Below are 22,079 nucleotides of genomic sequence, written 5' to 3'. Positions count from 1 at the left end.
TTTCCGGCGCGCGCCGTCGAACGCAAGTTGCAGGAACTGATGCCATGACGGTTGCCTATCTCGGCCTCGGCGCGAATCTCGGGGATGCGCGCCAGACCCTGAAAGACGCGGTGGTGTGCCTGGCACAACAGCACCCCATCACCGTGCTCGCGAAATCGAGCCTTTATCGAACCGCCCCGATCGATGCGAGCGGCGACGATTATCTGAATCTCGTCGTCAAGCTCGACACCACGTTGCCCGTTCGCCATCTGCTCGCGCTGTGTCACAAGATCGAGCATCACTTCGGCCGTGAGCGCCCCTTTCGCAACGCGCCGCGTACGATCGATATCGACATCCTGCTTTACGGCGAACACGCGATCGACGAACCCGATCTGATCGTGCCGCATCCGCGCATGACGGAGCGTGCGTTCGTGCTCGTGCCGCTCGTCGAAATCGAGCCCGCGCTGATCATCCCGCAACGCGGCCGCGCCGATGCGTTTCTGGCTGCCGTCGCCGGGCAGCGTATCGAAAAGATGAAATCCCCGTGCCAGTGCCTCGCGCCCAACCCGGCCGAGGCGATCCGCACGCAAGACGCCAGCACCGATATGCCCAAGGGCGGCTGCCCATGAACTCCCTGCCGATGTCCGCCCCGCCGCTCACCGTCACGGCGCCCGACCTGCGTCCGCCGCACGGCTATCTGACGATCGAAGGACCGATCGGTGTCGGCAAGACGTCGCTGGCGCGCCGGCTCGCGCAACGCTGGTCGATGCACGAACTGCTTGAACGCCCGCAGGACAATCCGTTTCTCGAGCGCTTCTATCGCGACACGTCGCGCTATGCGCTGCCCGCGCAACTGAGCTTCGCGCTGCAGCGCGCGCAGCAGGTGCAGGACGTCAGCGCGCTGCGCACGGCGGGCACGCCGCTCATCACCGATTTCATGACGCAGAAGAACGACATCTTCGCGCGCCTGACGTTACAGGACGACGAGTACCCGCTGTATCGCGCGCTCGCGGCGAAGCTCGATGTGCCCGGTCCGTCGCCAGATCTGATCATCTATCTGCAGGCCAGTCCCGAAGTGCTGTTCTCGCGCATTCAAAAGCGCGCGGTGCCGATGGAACTGCAGATTTCGGACGCGTACCTGCGCTCGCTGTGCGACGCGTACAACGACTTCTTCTATCACTACGACGGCGCGCCCGTTCTCACGGTCAGCGCCGAGCACCTGAATCCGCTCGAATCCGACGCGGACCTTGCATTGCTCGTCGAACGCATCGAAGCGATGCGCGGGCGCAAGGAATTCTTTGTCAAAGGCGGCATGCTATAGCGTCTGGCTGTAGCGTGTAGCCGCATCCCAATGGATCACCCATGACCTATTTGCAGGAGACGAGCCGCAGCGCCGTCACCGTCCCGAAGCTCCAGGCGATGCGTGAAGCGGGTGACAAGATCGTGATGCTCACGTGCTACGACGCAAGCTTCGCGGCGCTGCTCGACCGCGCGGGCGTCGATTCGCTGCTGATCGGCGATTCGCTCGGTAACGTGCTGCAAGGCCAGAGCACGACGCTGCCCGTCACGATCGACGAAATCGCGTATCACACGGCCTGTGTCGCGCGTGCGAAGCCCTCCGCGCTGATCGTCGCCGACATGCCGTTCGGCACCTACGGCACGCCCGCCGATGCATTCACCAATGCCGTCAAGCTGATGCAGTCAGGCGCGCAGATGGTGAAGCTCGAAGGCGGCGAGTGGCTCGCGGACACGGTGCGCTTTCTGGTCGAGCGCTCGGTGCCCGTGTGCGGTCACGTCGGGCTCACGCCGCAATCGGTGCACGCGTTCGGCGGCTTCAAGGTGCAAGGCAAGACGGAAGCGGGCGCGGCCCAGTTGCTGCGCGATTCGCGCGCGATGCAGGACGCGGGCGCGCAACTGCTGGTGATGGAAGCGATGCCGACGCTGCTCGCCGCCGAAGTCACGAAGCAGTTGCGCATCCCGACGATCGGCATCGGCGCGGGCGTCGAGTGCTCGGGTCAGGTGCTGGTGCTGCACGACATGCTCGGCATTTTCCCAGGCAAGCGTCCGCGTTTCGTGAAAGATTTCATGCAGGGACAGCCGAGCATTCTCGCAGCCGTCGAGGCGTATGTGCGCGCCGTCAAGGAACGTACGTTCCCGGGGCCTGAGCACACGTTCTGATTAAGCGTGTTCCTGCTGTGTTGCCGGCTCAACCATTCAAGCAATAATCCGCGCCGGCAACACACCGCGTAGCGCATTACAGAGCATCAGCGCTTGCGCATTCGACACATCTTCCCGGGTCAGCACCCGTTCTCCGGCCTGCATGTCGGGATCGTCCAGCAGCACACCACGCATCACGCCCGGCAACAGGCCCGACGACAACGGCGGCGTCCACCAGCGTCCATCCAGCTTCACGAAAACGTTTGATCGACCGCCCTCGGTCAGCTCGCCGCGTTCGTTGAAGAACAACGTGTCGAACGCATCGTGCGATTCGGCTTCGCGCCAGCCGCGATCGTATTCCGCGCGACGCGTCGTCTTGTGCAACAGCAGCGGATCGGCTGCCTGCATCGTCGCGAAACCGTGATCGGGACCGAGCAGCACGCCGACCACTTCTTCCGTCAACGGCACGAGCGGCACACAGGTGATTTCCGCCGCGCCAGCCTTGTCCAGCGTCAGCCGCATCCGGTGCGGCGCGGCGTTGCGCAGCGCCGCGCATTGCGCGACGAGTTGCGCGCGCAGCCTGTCTTCGTCGAATGCGAAGCCCAGCCACCGGGCGCTATGTTCAAGCCGCGCGAAATGCCGATCGAGATGTCGCACGCCGCCTTCGAGCGTCGCATACATCGTTTCGAACAGTTGAAAACCCGGGTCGGCGTCCGTCAGGAAACGTGCTTTCAATTTGCACTCCGCGTATTCGTCTTGCGCCACGCTATCGAGCACGATGCCCGCGCCAATGCCCATTTCGCCGTGCCGTGCTCCGTCGCGTGCGACGGCGCCAAGCGTCAGCGTGCGGATCGCCACCGACAGACAGAAATCGCCACACTGCTTGCCGACTGTCTCGCCGAGATCCGCATGCGCGTCGAGCCAGCCGATTGCGCCCGTGTACAGCCCGCGCGGGGTGGATTCGAGCTGCTCGATCAACTGCATGGTCTTGTGCTTGGGTGCGCCCGTGATGGAGCCGCACGGAAAGAGCGCACGCAGCACCTCGGCAAACGTCGTGCGCGCCTGCAAGGTCGCCGTCACGGTCGACGTCATCTGCCACAGCGACTGATACGGTTCGATCGAAAACAGCGCGGGCGTTTTCACCGTGCCGGTTTCCGCGATCCGTGACAGATCGTTGCGCAGCAGATCGACGATCATCACGTTTTCCGCGCGGTTCTTCGGGTCGCTCGCAAGGAACTCGGCGGCCGCGCGGTCCTGCTGCGCGTCCGTCGAACGCGGCGCAGTGCCCTTCATTGGCCGCGTGCGCAGCGAAGCGCCCTTCTTCTCGACGAACAGTTCCGGCGAGCACGATACGATCCATCGGTCGTCGGGCAACGCGATCAGCGCGCCGTAATGAACCGACTGCCGCGCGCGCAGCCGCCGGAACAACGCGGCGGGCGTGCCGAACGCGTCGAAGTACAGCCGGTAGGTGTAGTTGATCTGGTAGGAGTCGCCGGCACGCAGCGCGTCGTGAATCGCGCTGATGGCCTGCGTGAACTGCGCTTCGTCGACGCTCGCATGAACGCCGCCGATGCCCGCCACGGAAGGCTCGACGGCCGCGCTGTCGCGAAGCGCGAGCCATGTGTCGACCTCGTCGCGCGACATCTTCCTGCACGTGTCGAACAATAAAAAACGCAGCGTGCCACCGGCACGCTGCGTCTTCTGCTGTAACGCCTGTCCAAATTCGTAATCGGCCAGCACGACGGCGAACAGCCCGCTGTCGATATCGGCCGCAGCCGCCTCGCAGACGGCATCCAGCTGCGCGCGGTCAGTACAAACGTGCTCGCGACGAAACCCCGTGTACAGCCGGCTCGAACGGCGACTCGCAGTCGAGTCGCAGTCGTCCAGCAACGCGAACACGGAGCTTCCTTCGTGAGCCGCTGTTTCCTGAGCCGCCATGCATGCCGCCAACTTCAGAGCGCGTTAATCGAAAAAGCTCTTGACGCGGTCGAACCAGCTCTTGCTCTGCGGGCTGTGACGCGCGCCGCCTTCCACGAGCGACTTCTCGAACTGCTGCAGCAGGTCGCGCTGCGCATCCGTGAGCTTGACGGGCGTTTCCACCTGAACATGCACGTACAGATCGCCCGCGATGCTCGAACGCAAACCCTTGATGCCCTTGCCGCGCAGCCGGAACGTCTTGCCCGACTGCGTGCCCTCCGGCACCGTGAAGCTGGCGCGGCCGGCAAGCGTCGGCACTTCGATCTCGCCGCCCAGCGCCGCCTTCGTGAACGGAATCGGCATCTGGCAATGCAGATCGTCGCCGTCGCGCTCGAACACGGCATGCGCCTTGATGTGAATCTCGACGTACAGATCGCCCGACGGACCACCGTTGATGCCCGGCTCGCCGTTGCCCGCCGAACGGATGCGCATACCGTCGTCGATGCCCGCCGGAATCTTCACTTCCAGCGTCTTGGTTTCCTTGGTCTTGCCCGCGCCGTGGCAGTGCGTGCAAGGCTCGGGAATGTAGGTGCCCGTGCCGTGGCACTTCGGACACGTCTGCTGGATGCTGAAGAAACCTTGCGACATCCGCACCGCGCCGGAGCCGTTACAGGTCGGGCAGGTTTCCGGCTTCGTGCCCGGCTTCGCGCCGGAGCCGTGACAGATCTCGCACGACACCCAGCTCGGCACGCGGATCTGCGTGTCGTAGCCGTGCGCGGCCTGCTCGAGCGTGATTTCCATGCTGTAGCGCAGATCCGCGCCGCGATACACCTGCGGACCGCCGCGGCCGCCGCGCCCACCCGCCGCTGCCTGGCCGAAGATGTCGCCGAAGATATCGCCGAATGCGTCGGCAAAACCGCCGAAACCTTGGGCGCCCGCACCCGCCATGTTCGGATCGACGCCAGCGTGGCCGTACTGGTCGTACGCTGCACGCTTTTGCGAGTCCGACAACATTTCGTAGGCTTCCTTCACCTCTTTGAAATGCTCTTCCGCATCCTTGTTGCCCGGATTGCGGTCAGGGTGGTGCTTCATCGCGAGCTTGCGATAAGCCTTCTTGATTTCGTCGTCGCTCGCGTTCTTTGCAACGCCCAGAATCTCGTAGTAATCCCGTTTCGCCATATCGGTTCAACGCCATCCGCGCAATGCGGCGCGGCGGCTCCTCTTGAATGCTGGAGTCTCGCGACTCGTAAGGCTCTGGCTTCGACCACAATTACGGGTCAAAAGCCGCGCCCTCCATAAAACAAATGTGCCCGGAGAGCCGAAGGGCTCGCCAGGCGCGTGATCGGTTAAGACGCCGTGCAGGCGCTCAACCCTTTGCAGCCGGGCTGCGCATGGATGACATGCGCAGCCTTGCGGTCGGATAGCAACCCGGCTTAGTCCTTCTTCACTTCCTTGAACTCGGCGTCGACGACGTCGTCGGCCTGCTGGCTTTGGCCCGCCGCTGCTTCCGCACCGGCTGCGCCCGCACCTGCCGCGCCCGCTGCACCTTGCGCCTGCATGTCGGCGTACATCTTTTCGCCGAGCTTCTGCGACGCAGTTGCAACCGTCTCGATCTTGGCTTCGATCGCAGCCTTGTCGCTCGAGCCGCTCTTCAGCGTTTCCTCGAGATCCTTCAGCGCGGCTTCGATCTTTTCCTTCTCGCCCGCATCCAGCTTGTCGCCGTACTCGGTGAGCGCCTTCTTCGTGCTATGCACCAGCGCATCGCCCTGGTTGCGGGCGTCGGCCAGTTCACGCAGCTTGTGATCTTCTTCCGCGTTCGCTTCCGCGTCCTTCACCATCTTTTCGATTTCAGCTTCGGACAGCCCCGAGTTCGCCTTGATCGTGATGCGGTTTTCCTTGCCCGTCGCCTTGTCCTTCGCGCCGACGTGCAGAATGCCGTTCGCGTCGATGTCGAAGCTCACTTCGATCTGCGGCACGCCGCGCGGTGCGGGCGGAATCCCTTCCAGGTTGAACTCGCCCAGCAGCTTGTTGCCCGCCGCCATTTCGCGCTCGCCCTGGAACACCTTGATCGTCACGGCCGACTGGTTGTCGTCCGCCGTCGAATACACCTGAGCGTGCTTCGTCGGAATCGTGGTGTTCTTGTTGATCATCTTCGTCATCACGCCGCCGAGCGTTTCAATGCCCAGCGACAGCGGCGTCACGTCCAGCAGCAGCACGTCCTTGCGGTCGCCCGACAGCACCTGGCCTTGAATAGCCGCGCCGACAGCAACGGCTTCGTCCGGGTTCACGTCACGGCGCGGGTCCTTGCCGAAGAACTCCTTCACCTTTTCCTGCACCTTCGGCATACGCGTCTGGCCGCCGACGAGAATCACGTCGTCGATTTCACCGACCTTCACGCCTGCATCCTTGATCGCGACGCGGCACGGTTCGATGGTGCGCTCGATCAGGTCTTCGACCAGCGCTTCCAGCTTGGCGCGCGTGATCTTCAGGTTCAAGTGCTTCGGACCCGATGCGTCCGCCGTGATATACGGCAGGTTGATTTCCGTCTGCTGACCCGACGACAGCTCGATCTTCGCCTTTTCAGCCGCTTCCTTCAGGCGTTGCAGCGCGAGCACGTCCTTCGACAGATCGACGCCTTGCTCTTTCTTGAACTCGCCGATGATGTAGTCGATGATGCGCTGGTCGAAGTCTTCACCGCCGAGGAACGTGTCGCCGTTCGTCGACAGCACTTCGAACTGCATTTCGCCGTCGACGTCCGCGATTTCGATGATCGAAATGTCGAACGTGCCGCCGCCCAGGTCGAACACAGCGATCTTGCGGTCGCCCTTTTCAGCCTTGTCCAGGCCGAAGGCGAGCGCAGCAGCCGTCGGTTCGTTGATGATCCGCTTCACGTCCAGACCGGCGATGCGGCCCGCGTCTTTGGTTGCCTGACGCTGGCTGTCGTTGAAGTACGCCGGGACCGTGATGACGGCTTCCGTGACCGTTTCGCCGAGATAGTCTTCGGCCGTTTTCTTCATCTTGCGCAGCACTTCAGCGGAGATCTGCGACGGCGCGAGCTTTTGACCGTGCGCTTCGACCCAGGCGTCGCCGTTGTCGTGCTTGACGATCTTGTAGGGCATCAGGCCGATGTCCTTCTGCACTTCTTTTTCTTCGAAGCGGCGGCCGATCAGGCGCTTGACCGCGTACAGCGTGTTCTTCGGGTTGGTGACCGATTGACGCTTGGCGGGCGCGCCGACGAGGACTTCGTTGTCGTCCATGTAAGCGATGATCGACGGCGTGGTGCGCGCACCTTCCGAGTTCTCGATCACCTTGACCTGATTGCCTTCCATCAGCGCCACGCACGAATTGGTGGTGCCGAGGTCGATGCCGATGATTTTGCCCATTTTTACTAATCTCCTGACTTTGATCGCTGCGGGCATTGCTGGCTGGCCGATCCGGCCACCGGGCGTCCCGCCCTGAAATTCATCCTGCACTCAACATAAGTGCAGCCGCACCGTTTTCAAGACCCCTAATCCAATGCGGTCATTAAATTTTTCCAATCGGTTTATCCGTCGATTGAGCCCGCCGCCCCTGCGACGGGTGCGTCTGCACCGGTTGCCCCTGCGACGGCCGGGCGGATTTTCGCACGAGCCGCGGCCACGGCCGCTTCGAATTGCGCCAGTCCATGCCAGCCCGTCGCCCTTCCGAGGCGCTTGCCACGGTGAAAAAAGAACCATGACGGCACGCCATGCAGCAGGAAGCGCCGCCCCAGCTCGCGATGCTCGTAGACATTGCTGTGAAACCAGCGCAGGCCGAGCGCACGGATCGCGTCCGGCTGCGAGAGCATTGCCTTCTTCGCGATTTCGCAGTTGAAGCAGTCCAGCCCCCAGAAGAACACCACGGCCAGATCGTCGCCCGCCGACTGGATGCCGGCGTCGAAGGTATCGGCGCTGAGCGCCTGCATGTCGAAAGCCGCGAATGCGGTGCCGTCGACAGGAATGCCGGCCATGACAGCGCGAAGACCGCTTACTTCGGCGCCGCGACCGTGACCAGCGCCGGACGCAGCACGCGGTCGGCGATCACATAGCCTTTTTGCAGCACGGCGACCACGGTGTTCGGCTCCTGGTCGGCCGGGACCATCGAAATGGCCTGATGGCGATGCGGATCGAACTTCTCGCCAACGGGATTCAGAGCAACGACCTTGCCCTTCTCCAGCGCGCCCGTCAGCTGGCGCAGCGTCAGCTCGACACCCTCGCGGACCTTCACGAGATCGTCGGACGAGTGCGCGACGGCAGCTTCGAGGCTGTCGACGACGGGCAGCAGATGTTCGGCAAAGCTCTCGATGGCGAACTTGTGTGCCTTCGCGACGTCTTCCTGACCGCGGCGGCGCACGTTTTCCGTCTCCGCTTTCGCGCGCAGGAAGTTTTCCTGCATTTCAGCCAGCTTCGCCTGCGTTTCGGCCAATGCGGCTTCGACGCCGGACGTTTCGGCTTGCGGTTCGCCGGCAGCTGCGTCCGGCTGTTGCGCCTGAGCCTGCGGCTCGCCCGATGCGGCCTCTGCGGCCTGGCGCGCGGCTTCGTCGGCGGGCGTGGGATTCTGGCTCGTCGGATTCTCTTGCGTGTTTTCCATGTCGCTGAAATTCAAATAGATATGGCCAAAAAACGGCGGCAGTTTAACGGGACTCGCTCGATGAGCGTTGTGCCAATACAACATGCCGGCCGCGCATCAACGGTGCAGGTAAGGGTGCGCACGCCGTATTTCAAGGCTCCCGCGGATGCTTTTTGCACCTTGCAGGGGCCCGGAAATCTGGCGTAACAAGCATGGCGAACGCGGCATCATATTGAGATTGAGCGCACTGCGCGAGTGTCCTAAACTCAACTCAGGCGTCCGAAAAGGCACGTTAACCCTAATCTGACGTACGGCTTACTACCAGCTGAATCGCCCGTTTCCGCTTGCAATCTCCATGGGGGAGTACCGTGAAACTGACCTTCGCTATATCGGTGGTCGCATTGGTACTTATCGCAGGCACCACGACCATCTGCATGTCCGGCGTCGTCAACGAGCACACCACTGAATATGGTGGCGTTCATGCGACGATGGAACAGCTGTTCAACCCTCACGCGAAAATTTGTCGATGACGCGTCTGTCGCGCTTGGTCGGCCGCCCGTGCAATTCGGCGGCCGGCTCGCGATAGGTCTTGCGCCGCTCGTTTTCCTGCTGCCGCTTCTGCTTACCCTCTTCGGTTTCCACGTAAAGCGTCTGCGCGACGCTCGCTGGTCCGCGCACGTCGCACACGCCGAGCACCTGGATCTGCCACACGATCCGTTCGATCTCGATCTCGACCAGATCGCCGACCCGCACATCCTTGGCCGGCTTCACACTTGCGCCGCCGATCCGCACCCGGCCTTTCTCGACGGCATCGGTTGCCAGCGAACGCGTCTTGAAGAAGCGCGCCGCCCACAACCATTTGTCGATGCGCAAGCGAGCGCCCGGTTCGGTGGAAATCTTGTAGTTCATCAGTCCTTCTTCAGGCGTTTCCAGACGCCATGAGCCGATACACGAATGCAGATTGCATGCCGGACGCGGAAAAGTTCAGGCAACAGACGCGCTTTGCGGCGCGCTCACCTGCACCGGCCAGCCTTGCAGGTGCTGCGCGACGATCTCGCCGAGCGCCGCGATCCACGCAGGCGATGCGTTCAGGCAAGGAATGGCGTGAAAAACTTTCCCGCCCGCGTGCACGAATTCGTCACGCACTTCCATGCCGATTTCCTCGATCGTCTCGAGGCAATCCGCCGTGAAACCCGGACAGAATACGTCCGCGCGATGCACGCCCGCCGCGCCCAATTCCTTCAGCGTAGGCGCCGTATAAGGCTGCAGCCATTCGGCCTTGCCGAAGCGCGACTGGAACGTTACGCGGCATTCCACAGTGGTGAGCCCCAGCGCGTGCATCAGCAGCGACGCCGTCTGCTGACATTGCTCGTGATACGGGTCGCCCAGGTCGAGCGTACGCTTGGGCACGCCGTGAAAGCTCAGCACCAGCTTGTCGCCCGCCGCGAAGTCCGGGCGGCCGTGCACATGCCAATAATGGTTCACCTGCGCCGCGAGCGCCGAGATATAGGCGGGATGATCCGCGTACTGGCGCACGGTGCGGATCTCCGGCTGGTTGCGCATCCGCCTGAGCGCAGCGAACGCGTCGTCGAAAGCCGTGGCCGTGGTCGACGACGAATACTGCGGATACATCGGCATCAGCAGGATGCGTTCGGCGCCCGCCAGCTTCAGCTGGTTGAGCATGGCGGGAATGCCGGGCGTGCCGTAACGCATCGCATAGTCGACGATCACCGTGTAGTCGTTCACGTGCAGCAGATGCCGCAGCCCTTCGACCTGCTTTTCCGTATGCACGCGCAACGGCGAGCCTTCAGGCATCCAGACGGCGGCGTACTTCTTCGCCGAGGCGGCGCCGCGAAACGGCAGGATCAGCAGCCGCAGGATGATTTGCCACACGAACGACGGGATCTCGACCACGCGCGGATCGGACAGAAACTGCGCGAGATAGCGCCGCACGGCGCGAGGCGTCGGCGCATCGGGCGTTCCGAGGTTGATCAGCAACACGGCGACACGATGTGCCGCAGCATTCTGCGAGGGCCGCTCGAGGTCGAAGCGCATAGGCAAGAAAAAGAGCCGTGCAGGCGCGCGGCACGTAATGAATCGGGAAGCCCATTATAGCGGGGCGGTCTGCCGCCGATACCTGGCCGTTCGGCCAATTGGCACGGCGAAAAACGCCGCGCATGATGAACACCATGCCGGACTCGGCGCTACCCCTGGCTGAGCGTCATCGAAAGCAGTCGCGCGGTGATGTCGACAATGGGAATCACGCGGTTGTAGGCCATGCGCGTCGGGCCGATCACGCCGAGCGTGCCGACAATCTTGCCGTTCACCTCGTACGGCGCGGTCACCACGCTCATTTCCTCGATCGGGACGAGGTTCGACTCGCCGCCAATGAAAATCTGCACGCCTTGCGCGTGGCTCGACACGTCGAGCAACTGAAGGAGACTCGTCTTTTGATCGAATACATCGAACAGCTTGCGCAGCCGCGCCATGTCCGACGAAAGGTCGGCCACTTCGAGCAGATTGCGCTCGCCGGAAATCAGCACGGTTTCGCCCGTATCCGTGACGTCCGTGCTCGCGGTGACGGCCGCGTGCATCAGCGTGGTCATGTCGCCGCGCAGTTCGTCGATTTCCTCGCGCAGACGCAGGCGCACCTCGTCGAACGACAGGCCCGCGAAGTGCGCGTTGATGTAATTGGAGGCTTCCGTGAGCTGCGACGGCGAGAAATCGCGCTGCGTCGCCATGATGCGGTTCTGCACGTCGCCTTCCGGCGTCACGATGATCAGCAGGATGCGCTTGTCGGACAGGCGCAGAAATTCGATCTGCTTGAACACATGGCTGCGGCGCGGCGTCAGGATCACGCCCGCGAACTGCGACAGGTTGGACAGCACGCTCGCGGCGGCCGCGACCACTTTCTGCGGCTCGCCCGGCTGCAGCGTGGTCTTCACTGCGCGCATCACGGCGTCTTCGTCGGCGGCCGACTCGACGGTGAGCATGGTGTCGACGAAAAGCCGGTAGCCGCGCGGCGTTGGAATGCGTCCCGCCGACGTATGCGGACTGATGACGAGCCCCAGTTCCTCGAGATCGGACATCACGTTGCGGATCGTCGCCGGGCTGAGTTCGAGCCCCGAGTACCGCGAAAGCGTGCGCGAGCCGACCGGCTGACCTTCGGCGATATACCGCTCGATCAGCGTTTTCAGAAGGGTTTGTGCTCGAGGATCTAGCATGGCGAAAAATTTTAGCGTAACCACCGGATGGCGGCGAGCGCGCGGCGGCACGAGGCGCGGCGGCTCGACAGCCTTGCGCGCCCTGCGCGGCACCCCGCCCACGCTGAAGCCACATCGCATGAGTCCGGACAGTCGTCACGTCTGTCATGAGGACTTCACCATTCTAACGATAATCCGGCGAAGGCTGGCCGGCATCGCGCGGCCGTCGCGCGTCAGCCCCCACGGGCGTGCCGCCGCGTTCCACGGTTCTTTTCAGGTCCCACCTATGGTGTAATGCCGGCATGCAAGCTAACAGCCAGTTCAAGACCGTCGCGCTCATCGGGCGCAGCAATACGCCGGGCATCGGGGAACCGCTGACCGCGCTCGCCGCGTGCATCGGCAAGCTCGGTCTCGACGTCGTGTTCGAGGCGGAAACCGCCCAGGAAATCGGCGTGACGCAATGGCCTGCGCTGCGTCCGGCGGAGATCGGCGCGCGCGCGGACGTTGCCATCGTGCTCGGCGGCGACGGCACGATGCTCGGCATCGGCCGCCAGCTGGCGCCATACCGGACGCCCCTGATCGGCATCAACCACGGGCGGCTCGGCTTCATCACCGACATCCCGTTCACCGACATGCGCGAGATCATCCCGCAGATGCTGTCGGGCACCTTCGAGCGCGAAGAGCGCACGCTGCTCGAATCGAGGATCATGCGCGACGGCCAGCCCATCTACCACGCGCTCGCGTTCAACGACGTCGTCGTGAACCGCTCGGGCTTTTCGGGTATGGCGGAACTGCGTGTGTCCGTGGATGGCCGCTTCATGTACAACCAGCGCTCGGACGGGCTGATCGTCGCGACGCCGACGGGCTCGACGGCTTATGCGCTGTCGTCGCAAGGGCCGATTCTGCACCCGCAGCTGCAGGGGCTCGTGCTCGTGCCGATCGCTCCGCATGCGTTGTCGAACCGCCCTATCGTGATCCCGGACGACTCCAAGGTCAGCATCCAGATCATCTCGGGCCGCGACGTCAATGTGAACTTCGACATGCAGTCGTTCACCGCGCTGGAACTGAACGACACGATCGACGTGCGACGCTCGCGCCATACCGTGCCCTTCCTGCATCCTGTCGGCTACAGCTATTACGCGACGCTGCGCAAGAAGCTGCACTGGAACGAATATCCGTCGCACGAAGACGATCCACGCGACTGAATATCTGCCAGCGCGGCCTGCTGCAAGTCCGAGCGTAACGACAACACACCACACCAACTCACGCCAGCCACGCCACACAGACGAGCCATGCTCCGCCACCTCTCGATACGCGACTTCGTCATCGTCGCCGCGCTCGACCTTGAATTCGACAGCGGCTTCACAGTCTTTTCCGGCGAAACGGGTGCCGGCAAATCCATTCTCATCGACGCGCTGGCGCTGGCGCTCGGCGCACGCGCCGACGCGAGCGTCGTGCGCAACGGCGAGGCGCGCGCGGACATCACGGCCGAATTCGACACGCATCCGCTGGTCGACGCGTGGCTCGACGAACAGGCGCTCTCCGCCAGCGAGACGGAGCACGGCAACACGGTGATGCTGCGCCGCGTGGTGGACGGCAACGGCCGCTCGCGCGCGTTCATCAACGGCACGGCGGCGACGCTCACGCAACTGCGCGAAGTCGGCGAAATGCTCGTCGATATTCACGGCCAGCACGCGCATCAACTGCTGATGCGGCCCGACGCGCAGCGCGAGCTGTTCGACACGCATGCCGGGCTGCTCGACACGAAGGCCGCCGTCACCCGCGCATGGCGTAGCTGGCGCGACGCGGCGCAGGCCGTCGAGACCGCGCAGAGCAAGGACCGCGAACTGCAACTCGAACGCGAGCGTCTGGCATGGCAGCTCGCGGAACTCGACAAGCTCTCGCCGCAGCCCGGCGAGTGGGAAGAAGTCAACGTCGAGCACCGGCGGCTGTCGCATTCGGCGAATCTGATCGACGGTGTGCAGGGTGCGCTGTCGGCGCTGTCCGAATCGGACGAGGCGATGCTCGGTCATTTGTCGTCCGTCATCTCGAAGGTGCGCGATCTCGCCGGGATCGATCCGGCGCTGAACGACGCCCTCGCCGCGCTCGAACCCGCCGAAATCCAGTTACAGGAAGCGGCGTATTCCCTGAGCCACTACGCGCAGCGGCTGGAACTCGATCCCGACAGGCTCGCCCAGGTCGAGAAGCGCCTCGACGCGCTGCACTCGGCGGCCCGCAAATTCCGGCTGCAACCAGAAACATTGCCCCAGGAACACGAAGAGCGCCGCGCGCAACTCGCGAAACTCGACGCCGCCGCCGACCTCGACGCGCTGCGCGCCGCCGAGGCAAAGGCGAAAGACGCGTATCTCGCCGACGCCAAGGTGCTGTCGAAGGCCCGCGCGAAAGCCGCGAAGGCGCTGGGCGCCGCAGTGACGACGGGCATGCAGGAACTGTCGATGGCAGGCGGCAGCTTCGAAGTCGCGCTGGTGCCGCTGCCCGACGGCGGCGCGCATGGCATGGAGCAGGTCGAATTCCGCGTCGCCGGCCATGCGGGCGTGCCGTTGCGGCCGCTGGCGAAGGTGGCCTCTGGCGGCGAACTGGCGCGTATCAGTCTCGCGCTCTCGGTGATCGCAAGCGCGGCCAGCCCGACGCCGACGCTGATTTTCGACGAAGTGGACACGGGAATCGGCGGCGGTGTCGCGGAAGTGGTCGGGCGCCTGTTGCATCAGCTCGGCGAGCAGCGCCAGGTGCTGTGCGTGACGCACCTGCCGCAGGTCGCGGCGCGCGGCGATCATCACTTCCAGGTCGCAAAGAGCAGCAAGGGCAAGAACGGCACGGTCAGCACGGTGACGTCGCTGGACAAGTCGAGCCGTATCGAGGAAGTCGCGCGCATGCTGGGCGGCCTGGAAATCACGGCCACCACGCGCAAGCACGCCAAGGAAATGCTCACCACGGCGTAAAGCGCCCGCCAGTCATGGCACGGCGCGGGCTTCAACGCCCGCGCCGCTGCGCAGCGTCAGCCAAACACCCGCCGCCACAGCCGCAGCACGGCCTCGCGTTCGTTCTCGACGGTGTGCGGCTCGACGCGCGCCTTCTCCATGCCGTCGAGCCGCAGCTTGTGCTGCAGCTTCCGGTAGGTCCGGTACGCCGCGCCCACGGTGTCGGCTTCCTCGCCGCTCATCAGGCCGAAGCGCGACACCTCGCGCAGCAGCGCGATATTGCCGGTATTGCGGATCAGCTCGGGATCGCGCGCCGCATGCAGCAGCACCCAGTACTGCACGGCGAACTCGATGTCGACCATGCCGCCGCGATCGTGCTTCAGATCGAACAGTTCGGTCCGGTTCGGATGGCCATCCTCGACGCGCCGCCGCATGTCGACGATCTCGGCGGCAAGCGTCGCGGCGTCGCGTGGCGTGGTCAGCACCTGTTCGCGGATCGCCTCGAACTGCGCGCCGACGGCGGGGTCTCCCGCGCAGTAACGGGCGCGCGTCAGCGCCTGGTGTTCCCAGACCCACGCCGTGTTGGCGGCATCGCCCTCGCGCAGCTGATAGCGGCGGAACGCGTCGAGATCGGTCACGAGCAGGCCCGATTCGCCGTTCGGGCGCAACCGCAAGTCGACGTCGAACAGCGTGCCCGCACCCGTCGCCGTGGTAAGCCACGTGATCAGCCGGCGCGTGAAGGTTGCGTAGATGTCGGATGCGTTGTCGTCCGGATCGTCGTACAGAAAGATCAGGTCGAGGTCCGACGCGTAGCCAAGCTCCTTTCCGCCCAGCTTGCCGTACGCGATGATCGCAAAGCGCGGCACCTCCCGATGGCGCTTGGCCAACTGGTTCCAGACGGCCTCGATGGTCACGTCGAGCACGGCATCCGCGAGTTCCGACAAACGGTCGCTGACATGCTCGACGCTCAGCTTGCCGGCCAGATCGATCAGCAGGATGCGGAACACTTCGGCCTGATGCGCATGACGCAGCAAATCCATCTGCTGCTCGACGCCGTCGGCGGCCGCGAGCCGCGTGCGCAGCGTGCGCTTGAACTCCGGCCAGTCGAACGGGCTCGCCATCGCTTCGTCGTCGAGCAGTTCGTCGAGCAATTGCGGGTGGCGGATCAGATAGCCCGCCGCCCAGCGCGACGCGCCCAGCACCGACAGCACGCGGTGCAGCGCCTGCGGATATTCAGTCAGCAGCGCAAGATAGGCGCCGCGCCGCCCGATGGCTTCGAGCAGATCGAACAGCCGCACCAGAATATCGCCGCGCCGCTCGGCCGGTTCCAGCGTGTTGGCAGCCTCGAGCGCGCGCTGCGCGACGATGTCGAAGCGCTGGCGGCTGCGCTCCGCGAGACCTGCATAGCGCGACGACTGCCACACGGCCTTCAGGCGCGCGAGCAACTCGGTGGGGTGTTCGATGCCGAGTTCGACGAGCCGCGCCGCGAGCGCCTCGTCGGCGCTGTCGTCGGCGAGCGCGCTGCTCCACACCCACACGGCCGCGCCGTCTTCGCGCGCGCCGCAACCGCCTTGCCCGCTCACCTTGTCGGCGAATATCTGGTCGAACTGCTGCTCGACCAGTTCGCGGTGCGCTTCGAGCTTCGTCATCAGCGACGCGTAATCGTCGAAACCCATCGCCTGCGCGAGATGCGCGCGTTCGACGGGATCGACGGGCATCGCGTGGGTTTGCGCATCGTTTCTGTATTGCAGACGGTGCTCGAGGGCACGCAGAAAGAGATACGCGCCCGTCAGATCCGCGCACACGCCGGGCGAAATGAGACCGCGCGCCGCCGCGTGGCGCAGCACGACGAGCGTCGGCCGCACGCGAAAGCCCGCGTCCTGGCCGCCGCGTATCAACTGGAACACCTGCGCGCTGAACTCGATTTCGCGAATGCCGCCGCGGCCGAGCTTGATGTCGTCGGCCTTGTCGGGGCGCATCGACGCGCGCCGCTGCGCCTCCTGGCGAATCTGCAGGTGCAGCGAGCGAATCGCGCTGATCACGCCGAAGTCCAGGTAGCGCCGGTAGATGAACGGCTTCACGATCGCGTCGAGCTGCTTCGACAGCCGGCGCGCCGAATCGCTCGCATGCTCGGACACGAGCCGGCCCTTGATCCACGCGTAGCGCTCCCACTCGCGGCCCTGCACGTAGAAATACTCTTCGAGCATGCCGAGGCTGCACACGAGCGGCCCCGAGTCGCCGTTCGGCCGCAGCCGCATGTCGACGCGAAACACATAGCCGTCCGCCGTCACCTCGGCGAGCGCGGCGATCAGCCGTTTGCCGAGGCGTGTGAAGAAGTCCTGGGTGGCGATGGGCGAGCGCTGGCCGCCCGTCGTCTCGCCGTCGTCCTCATAGACGAAGATCAGATCGATATCCGACGATACATTCAACTCGCGCCCGCCCAGCTTGCCCATGCCGACCACGCCCAGCGACAGCCGCTCGCCCTGCGAGCCCCGCGGCTCGCCGTAGAGCGCTTCGAGATCGGCGCTGACCACGGCCATTGCGCGCTGGACCGTCGCTTCGGCGAGATCGGTCATCGTGCCCGTCACTTCGGCCACGTCGGCCGCGCCGGACAGGTCGCGCTCCATCACGGCGCAGAACACTTCCGCGCGAAGCTGGCGCAGCGCCTTTTTCAGCGCGTCTTCGGAAAGTGGCGCATCGGGCGTCGCGCGCAGAGCGTCCGTCAGCGTGTCGAGACGCCCGTCGATCCGCTCACGGCTGATGGGCGCCGCCGCCAGCGCCGCGACGCGCGACGCGAGACCGTCGTGCGCCGCGTACGCACGCGACGCGTAATGCGAATAGCTGGAACTCAACAGGGATGGTTCGGTCATCAAAGGTCTGGCTCGCTGGTTGCTTGGGTTCCTGCCTCGGGCCGTCGCAGCCGGAGCTCGCTCGAGCTGCCGACACCCCGTGTGGCCTTGTCCACACTGGCCGTACCTTAAGTCCGTGGCCGTTGGCCCGTGTGATACATTTCGTGGTTAGACCGCAAAACTAACATACGCCTACCCCGTCGCAGCATGTCCGAGCGAAACTCATCCGCCGACCCGCACGAAGCTGGACGCGTCAAGCCCGTAGGCGGGCACGATCACGCAGTGCTGCGACACACGCTGCGGGTCGTGCTTGGCATCGCGCTGCTCCTGTATTTCGTTGTCGTGCTGGCCATTCTTGGCCTGCGCTACATCGTGCTGCCGCACGCGGATTCGTTCCGGCCAAAAATCGAGGCCGCTGTCTCGGAAAAAATTCACGCCCAGCTCAGGATCGGCAAGATCGCGCCGCACTGGACGGGCTTCCAGCCCGGCCTTGAAGTCACCGACATCACCATCACCGACCGCGACGGCAAAGTCGCGCTGAACATTCCGCATGCGAGCGCAACGGTGTCGTGGTCATCCGTCTGGAAGTTCGCGCCAATCCTGTCGAGCGTGATCGTCGACAAGCCGGATCTGCTGATCGAGCGCGAGACGGACGGCTCGCTGACCGTGGCGGGCGTGATGGTGCCGACCACGCATTCCGGCAACGACACCTTCAGCACGTGGCTGCTGCGCCAGGAAGCGATGATCCTGCGCGGCGGCACGCTGCGCTGGCATGACGCGCGCCGCGACGCGCCCGAGATCGCGCTGCATGACATCCGCCTCGCGATCCTCAGCGACGGCTACGATCACCGGCTCGCGCTGCAGGCGCCGCCCAACGGCAAGCTGCTGTTCGGCCCGCTCGACTTTCGCGCGCACTTCCGGCACGCGCGCCTCGCGGCGATGGGCAAGCCGATCAACTGGACGGGCGAAGCCTACATATCGGCAGGCCCCGTCGATCTGCCGACGCTCGCCCGCTACATGGACTTCCCGATCGAAACCTACGCGGGCCGCGTCGACAACGCGATCTGGCTGCAATTCACGCAGGGCCGCGTGCGCTCGGCCTCGGGCGAACTGTCGGGCACCAACATCGCGCTGCGCGTGAAGCCGACGCAGCCGAAGCTCGACGTGCCTGTCGCGAGCTTTTCGTGGGCTGTCGCGCACGACGGCGACGACTGGACCCTCGACCTGAACAACCTGCGCGCCGAACTCGGCCAGCCGCCGCTCGACGACGGCACGCCCGTTGCGCGCATCCTCGCGCTGCACACGCTGTCGAGCCGCTACCGGATGCCGAGCGTCCAGCACGGCCAGCTGATCAGCATTTCGGGCGATCGCGTCGATCTCGGCGTGCTCGCGGAATTCAGCCGTGCGCTGCCGCTGCCCAGGCGCCTGCTGAACAACCTCGTGCGCTTCAACCCGCGCGGGCTGGTCGCGAATTACACGATCGAGGTCGAGCGCGGCAAGCCCGATTCGGGCGAGGCCGCCTCCGAGCATCACGAGCCGGGCGCGGAACCCATCGTGCGGTATCGCTTCAAGGGCGATCTGCAGGGCATCAGCGTCGCCGCGCAGGAGCCGCCGCCGGGGCTGACCGCGAGGAACCACCCGCGCGCGGGTGTTCCGGGCGTCGAGAATCTGTGGGGCTCCGTCGACGCCGACGAAAAGCACGGCTCGATTGCCATCGATACCGCCAACGCGGCCCTCACGCTGCCCGGCGTGTTCGACGACCCGCGCCTCACGTTCGACCATCTGAGCGGCAAAGGCACGTGGACGATCGCGTCCGCGATCGAGCCGGGGCAGCGGCACAAGGCATTCAAGGTCGACGTGACGGAGCTGAAGGTTTCGAATGCCGATACGGCCGCAAAGGCGACGGCAAGCTACTCGAACGTCGGCAGCGGGCGCGGCTCGCTCGACCTGAAGGCCGACTTCGAGCGCGCGCAGGTCACGCGCATCACGCGCTATCTGCCGACCAGCATCAGCGAAAAACTGCGCGTCTATCTGACCCACGGCTTGCAGGCGGGTGTGTCACGCGGCGGCACGATCGAAATTCACGGCAACCTTGAGAAATTCCCCTACTCGCGCGACCCGAGCGCGGGCGTGTTCAGAATCGTCGCGCCGTTCAAGGGCGGCCGCTTCGATCCGTCGCCGTATCCACCGCGCACGCTGAAGAACGGCGCGCCGAATGTGTGGCCCGCGCTGGACGGCATCGACGGCACCTTCCAGCTGAAAGAGAAATTGTTGCGCTTCGACGTCGACCGCGCGCATTACAAGGGCGTCGCCATGCGCAAGGTGACGGGCAAGATCGACGACCTCGGCAACCGCGCATCGAGCCTCGTCATCACGGGCGACGGGTACGGGCCGCTCGCCGACATGCTCGACTACGTGAATAACAGCGCGCTCGGCGGGATGGCGAAACACGAGACGGAAAAGATTCATGCCGATGGCCCAGCCGCGCTCGCGCTCAAGCTGACCGTGCCGCGCAACCCGCCCACGCCGCCGGGCGTCCCGCCGCCGAAAGTGCGTGTCGCGGTGGAAGGCTCGCTCGCGTTCGAGAACGATCGGCTTGCCGTGGACAACGTCCCGCCGCTGTCGCAACTGCGCGGCAAAGTGCGCTTCACCGAGCGCACCGCGCAGGTCGACGGGCTGACGGGGCAGTTCATGGGCGGCGAGGTGCGCGCGAAAGGCGGGCTGAACGACAACGGCACCTATGCCCTCAATCTGTCCGGCCAGCTCGCCGTCGATGCCGCGCGCGGCCTGAACCTGCGCGGCCTGCCCGCGCAGGTGCTGACGCGGATGAACGGCAGCGCGCCCTATGACATCAAGGTGCGCGGCGCGAAGGGCCAGTTGCCCGACGTCGCCGTCCACTCGGACCTCACCGGGCTCGCGCTCAATTTCCCCGCGCCGTTCAACAAGCCGGTCGGCACGCCGATGCCGCTCGATTTCACGTTCCGGCCGACATCCGGAAACACTGGCGGCAACGACAGCGCGACCAGCAACGGGCTGCAACGCGCCGATCTGACCTTCGGCCCGATCGCGGCGACCTATCTGCTGCGCCGCGCGCCGGGCCAGCCGCCCGAAGTCGTGCGCGGCGCGGTCGGCGTGAACCGGACGGCGGAGTTGCCGTCGGAAGGCGTGATCGCCGCCGTGGACATCGACGCGCTCGACGCCGACGCGTGGCGCGCCCTCTTCCTGCAGATGCGCAAGGCCAATGAAGGCGTCGCGCCCGTGCCGCCCAGCGCGACGGCCGCGCAGTTCATGCCGAACCGCTTCGCGATCCACATCGGCACGCTGACGCTGCTCAAGCGTCACTGGGAAAGCGTGGTGGTCGGCGCGTCGCATGACGACCGCCAGTGGCAGGCGAATATCGCGTCCAATCAGGTCTCGGGCCACGTGTCGTGGTTGCCGGGCGCGAAGCCGGGATCGCCGGGCACACTACAGGCGCGGCTCGCGCGGCTCGTGATTCCGTCGGCGACCGAGAACGATCTGCTCGGCCCCGCGATCAACCAGCCCGCGCAAAACATCCCGTCGATCGATCTCGTCGTCAACGAGCTGATCGTGCGCGAGCGCAACATCGGCAAGCTGGAAGTCAATGCGCACAACTTCGAGGACAACGGCACGCCCGTCTGGCAGCTCGACTCGCTCGCGATCACCAACCCGGCCGCCGTGCTGAACGCGACGGCGAACTGGCGCACGGGCCGTAATTACGGCCCGAACCAGGACGACGACGCCGAGCGGAGCACCGAGCTCGATTTCAAACTGGACATCAAGGACGCGGGGCTGCTGCTCGAACGCGCCGGCCTGCCGCGCACGCTGAAGGCGGGCGAAGGGTCGCTGACGGGCAAACTCGGCTGGCGCGGCGGCCCGACCAAGCCCGACTATCCGACGCTCAACGGCAATCTCGCCGTCGATCTGCGGCACGGGCAGATTCTCAAGGTCGATCCGGGCGTCGCGAAGCTGCTCGGCGTGCTGAGCCTGCAAAGCCTCGCGCGCTATGCGTCGATGAATTTCCGCGACGTGATCGGCGAAGGACTGCCGTTCGAGCATGTGACGGGCACCGCGCAGGTCGTGAACGGCATCGGCTCTACGAACAACTTCGAACTGGTGACGGCGCCCGCGCGCGCCGAAATGAAAGGCACCGTCGATATGACGACCGAAACTCAGAACCTGAGCGTGCATATCGTGCCGACCGTCAGCGCGGGGGCGGGCGTCGTCGCGGCGGCCATCATCAATCCGCTGCTCGGCCTTGCCGCGCTGGTCGGTGACATTGCGTTGTCGCACTCGATCGAACACGCATTCGCGCGCGATTACTCGATCACGGGTTCGTGGGCCAAACCGCACGTCGAGCGGGTCCATGGAGATAGCGGTAATATGAACGCGCCGGCCGCTATCGCGACGCCGAACTGAGGGCCGAAGCG

General features: G+C 65.0%; 16 protein-coding genes. 7 read left to right on the top strand and 9 right to left on the bottom strand.

The annotated features are described in order from the left end of the window. Window positions 1-44 precede the first annotated feature (44 nt). From folK to panB, 3 genes are read left to right on the top strand one after another with little or no spacing between them, the layout of a single operon-like run. Entirely contained in the window at window positions 45-608 is a 564-nt protein-coding gene (gene folK, locus KFO72_RS09350) for a 2-amino-4-hydroxy-6-hydroxymethyldihydropteridine diphosphokinase (protein ID WP_225031944.1), read from the top strand. Between the two features lie 11 nt (window positions 609-619). Continuing rightward, the gene (locus KFO72_RS09345; protein ID WP_225031963.1) at window positions 620-1,300 is read left to right on the top strand and encodes a deoxynucleoside kinase; all 681 of its coding nucleotides are present in this window, start codon (window positions 620-622) and stop codon (window positions 1,298-1,300) included. Window positions 1,301-1,341: 41 nt separating this feature from the next. Beyond that, entirely contained in the window at window positions 1,342-2,157 is an 816-nt protein-coding gene (gene panB, locus KFO72_RS09340) for a 3-methyl-2-oxobutanoate hydroxymethyltransferase (RefSeq protein ID WP_054928902.1), read from the top strand. A gap of 36 nt (window positions 2,158-2,193) precedes the next feature. Here panB and pabB read toward each other — a convergent pair whose 3' ends face one another. The 5 genes from pabB to grpE form a co-directional block, all read right to left on the bottom strand. Beyond that, the gene (pabB, locus tag KFO72_RS09335; RefSeq protein ID WP_225031943.1) at window positions 2,194-4,074 is read right to left on the bottom strand and encodes an aminodeoxychorismate synthase component I; all 1,881 of its coding nucleotides are present in this window, start codon (window positions 4,072-4,074) and stop codon (window positions 2,194-2,196) included. 24 nt (window positions 4,075-4,098) lie between these two features. Then, window positions 4,099-5,232 (bottom strand): molecular chaperone DnaJ, encoded by a 1,134-nt coding sequence (gene dnaJ / locus KFO72_RS09330; protein WP_036002840.1) that lies wholly within the window; start codon window positions 5,230-5,232, stop codon window positions 4,099-4,101. A gap of 254 nt (window positions 5,233-5,486) precedes the next feature. After that, window positions 5,487-7,436, bottom strand: a complete 1,950-nt coding sequence (gene dnaK, locus KFO72_RS09325) for a molecular chaperone DnaK (protein WP_060599712.1) — start codon at window positions 7,434-7,436, stop codon at window positions 5,487-5,489. Between the two features lie 161 nt (window positions 7,437-7,597). Further along, window positions 7,598-8,041, bottom strand: a complete 444-nt coding sequence (locus KFO72_RS09320; protein WP_054928904.1) for a thioredoxin family protein — start codon at window positions 8,039-8,041, stop codon at window positions 7,598-7,600. Between the two features lie 17 nt (window positions 8,042-8,058). Then, window positions 8,059-8,661, bottom strand: coding sequence for a nucleotide exchange factor GrpE (gene grpE, locus KFO72_RS09315; protein ID WP_062915755.1), 603 nt, complete (start codon window positions 8,659-8,661; stop codon window positions 8,059-8,061). A gap of 347 nt (window positions 8,662-9,008) precedes the next feature. Between grpE and KFO72_RS09310 the strand changes: the two genes are divergently transcribed. Continuing rightward, window positions 9,009-9,170: a hypothetical protein gene (locus tag KFO72_RS09310; protein WP_165489460.1), complete on the top strand. Its 162-nt coding sequence runs from the start codon at window positions 9,009-9,011 to the stop codon at window positions 9,168-9,170. On the opposite strand, the gene KFO72_RS09305 is transcribed toward KFO72_RS09310, so the two are convergent. The 3 genes from KFO72_RS09305 to hrcA form a co-directional block, all read right to left on the bottom strand. Continuing rightward, window positions 9,142-9,549: an RNA-binding S4 domain-containing protein gene (locus tag KFO72_RS09305; RefSeq protein WP_054928906.1), complete on the bottom strand. Its 408-nt coding sequence runs from the start codon at window positions 9,547-9,549 to the stop codon at window positions 9,142-9,144. The two genes, KFO72_RS09310 and KFO72_RS09305, sit on opposite strands and share 29 nt — an antisense overlap. A 75-nt stretch (window positions 9,550-9,624) precedes the next feature. Further along, window positions 9,625-10,695 (bottom strand): ferrochelatase, encoded by a 1,071-nt coding sequence (gene hemH / locus KFO72_RS09300; protein WP_224102034.1) that lies wholly within the window; start codon window positions 10,693-10,695, stop codon window positions 9,625-9,627. A gap of 149 nt (window positions 10,696-10,844) precedes the next feature. Next, a complete protein-coding gene (hrcA, locus tag KFO72_RS09295; protein WP_036002823.1) occupies window positions 10,845-11,864 on the bottom strand; it encodes a heat-inducible transcriptional repressor HrcA in 1,020 nt (339 codons plus the stop codon). 281 nt (window positions 11,865-12,145) lie between these two features. Here hrcA and KFO72_RS09290 point away from each other — a divergent pair, with 281 nt between their 5' ends. Together KFO72_RS09290 and recN are read left to right on the top strand one after the other, a co-directional pair. Next, window positions 12,146-13,048 carry an NAD kinase gene (locus tag KFO72_RS09290; protein ID WP_054928908.1) on the top strand — a complete coding sequence of 301 codons (903 nt, stop codon included), beginning with the start codon at window positions 12,146-12,148 and terminating at the stop codon, window positions 13,046-13,048. A gap of 87 nt (window positions 13,049-13,135) precedes the next feature. Beyond that, on the top strand, window positions 13,136-14,803 hold the full coding sequence (recN, locus tag KFO72_RS09285; RefSeq protein ID WP_225031942.1) for a DNA repair protein RecN: 1,668 nt from the start codon (window positions 13,136-13,138) through the stop codon (window positions 14,801-14,803). 56 nt (window positions 14,804-14,859) lie between these two features. Here the strand turns inward: recN and glnE are convergent, their stop codons facing one another. Further along, the gene (glnE, locus tag KFO72_RS09280; RefSeq protein WP_253074230.1) at window positions 14,860-17,652 is read right to left on the bottom strand and encodes a bifunctional [glutamate--ammonia ligase]-adenylyl-L-tyrosine phosphorylase/[glutamate--ammonia-ligase] adenylyltransferase; all 2,793 of its coding nucleotides are present in this window, start codon (window positions 17,650-17,652) and stop codon (window positions 14,860-14,862) included. 186 nt (window positions 17,653-17,838) lie between these two features. Between glnE and KFO72_RS09275 the strand changes: the two genes are divergently transcribed. Then, window positions 17,839-22,068 (top strand): YhdP family protein, encoded by a 4,230-nt coding sequence (locus KFO72_RS09275; RefSeq protein WP_225031941.1) that lies wholly within the window; start codon window positions 17,839-17,841, stop codon window positions 22,066-22,068. The last annotated feature ends 11 nt before the right edge of the window (window positions 22,069-22,079 follow it).

The organism is Paraburkholderia sp. XV (assembly GCF_020177535.1).
GTDB classification, from domain to species: Bacteria; Pseudomonadota; Gammaproteobacteria; order Burkholderiales; family Burkholderiaceae; genus Paraburkholderia; species Paraburkholderia caribensis.
Note: the sequence above shows the minus strand (reverse complement) of the source record. Positions and strands in the feature narration are given on the sequence as shown.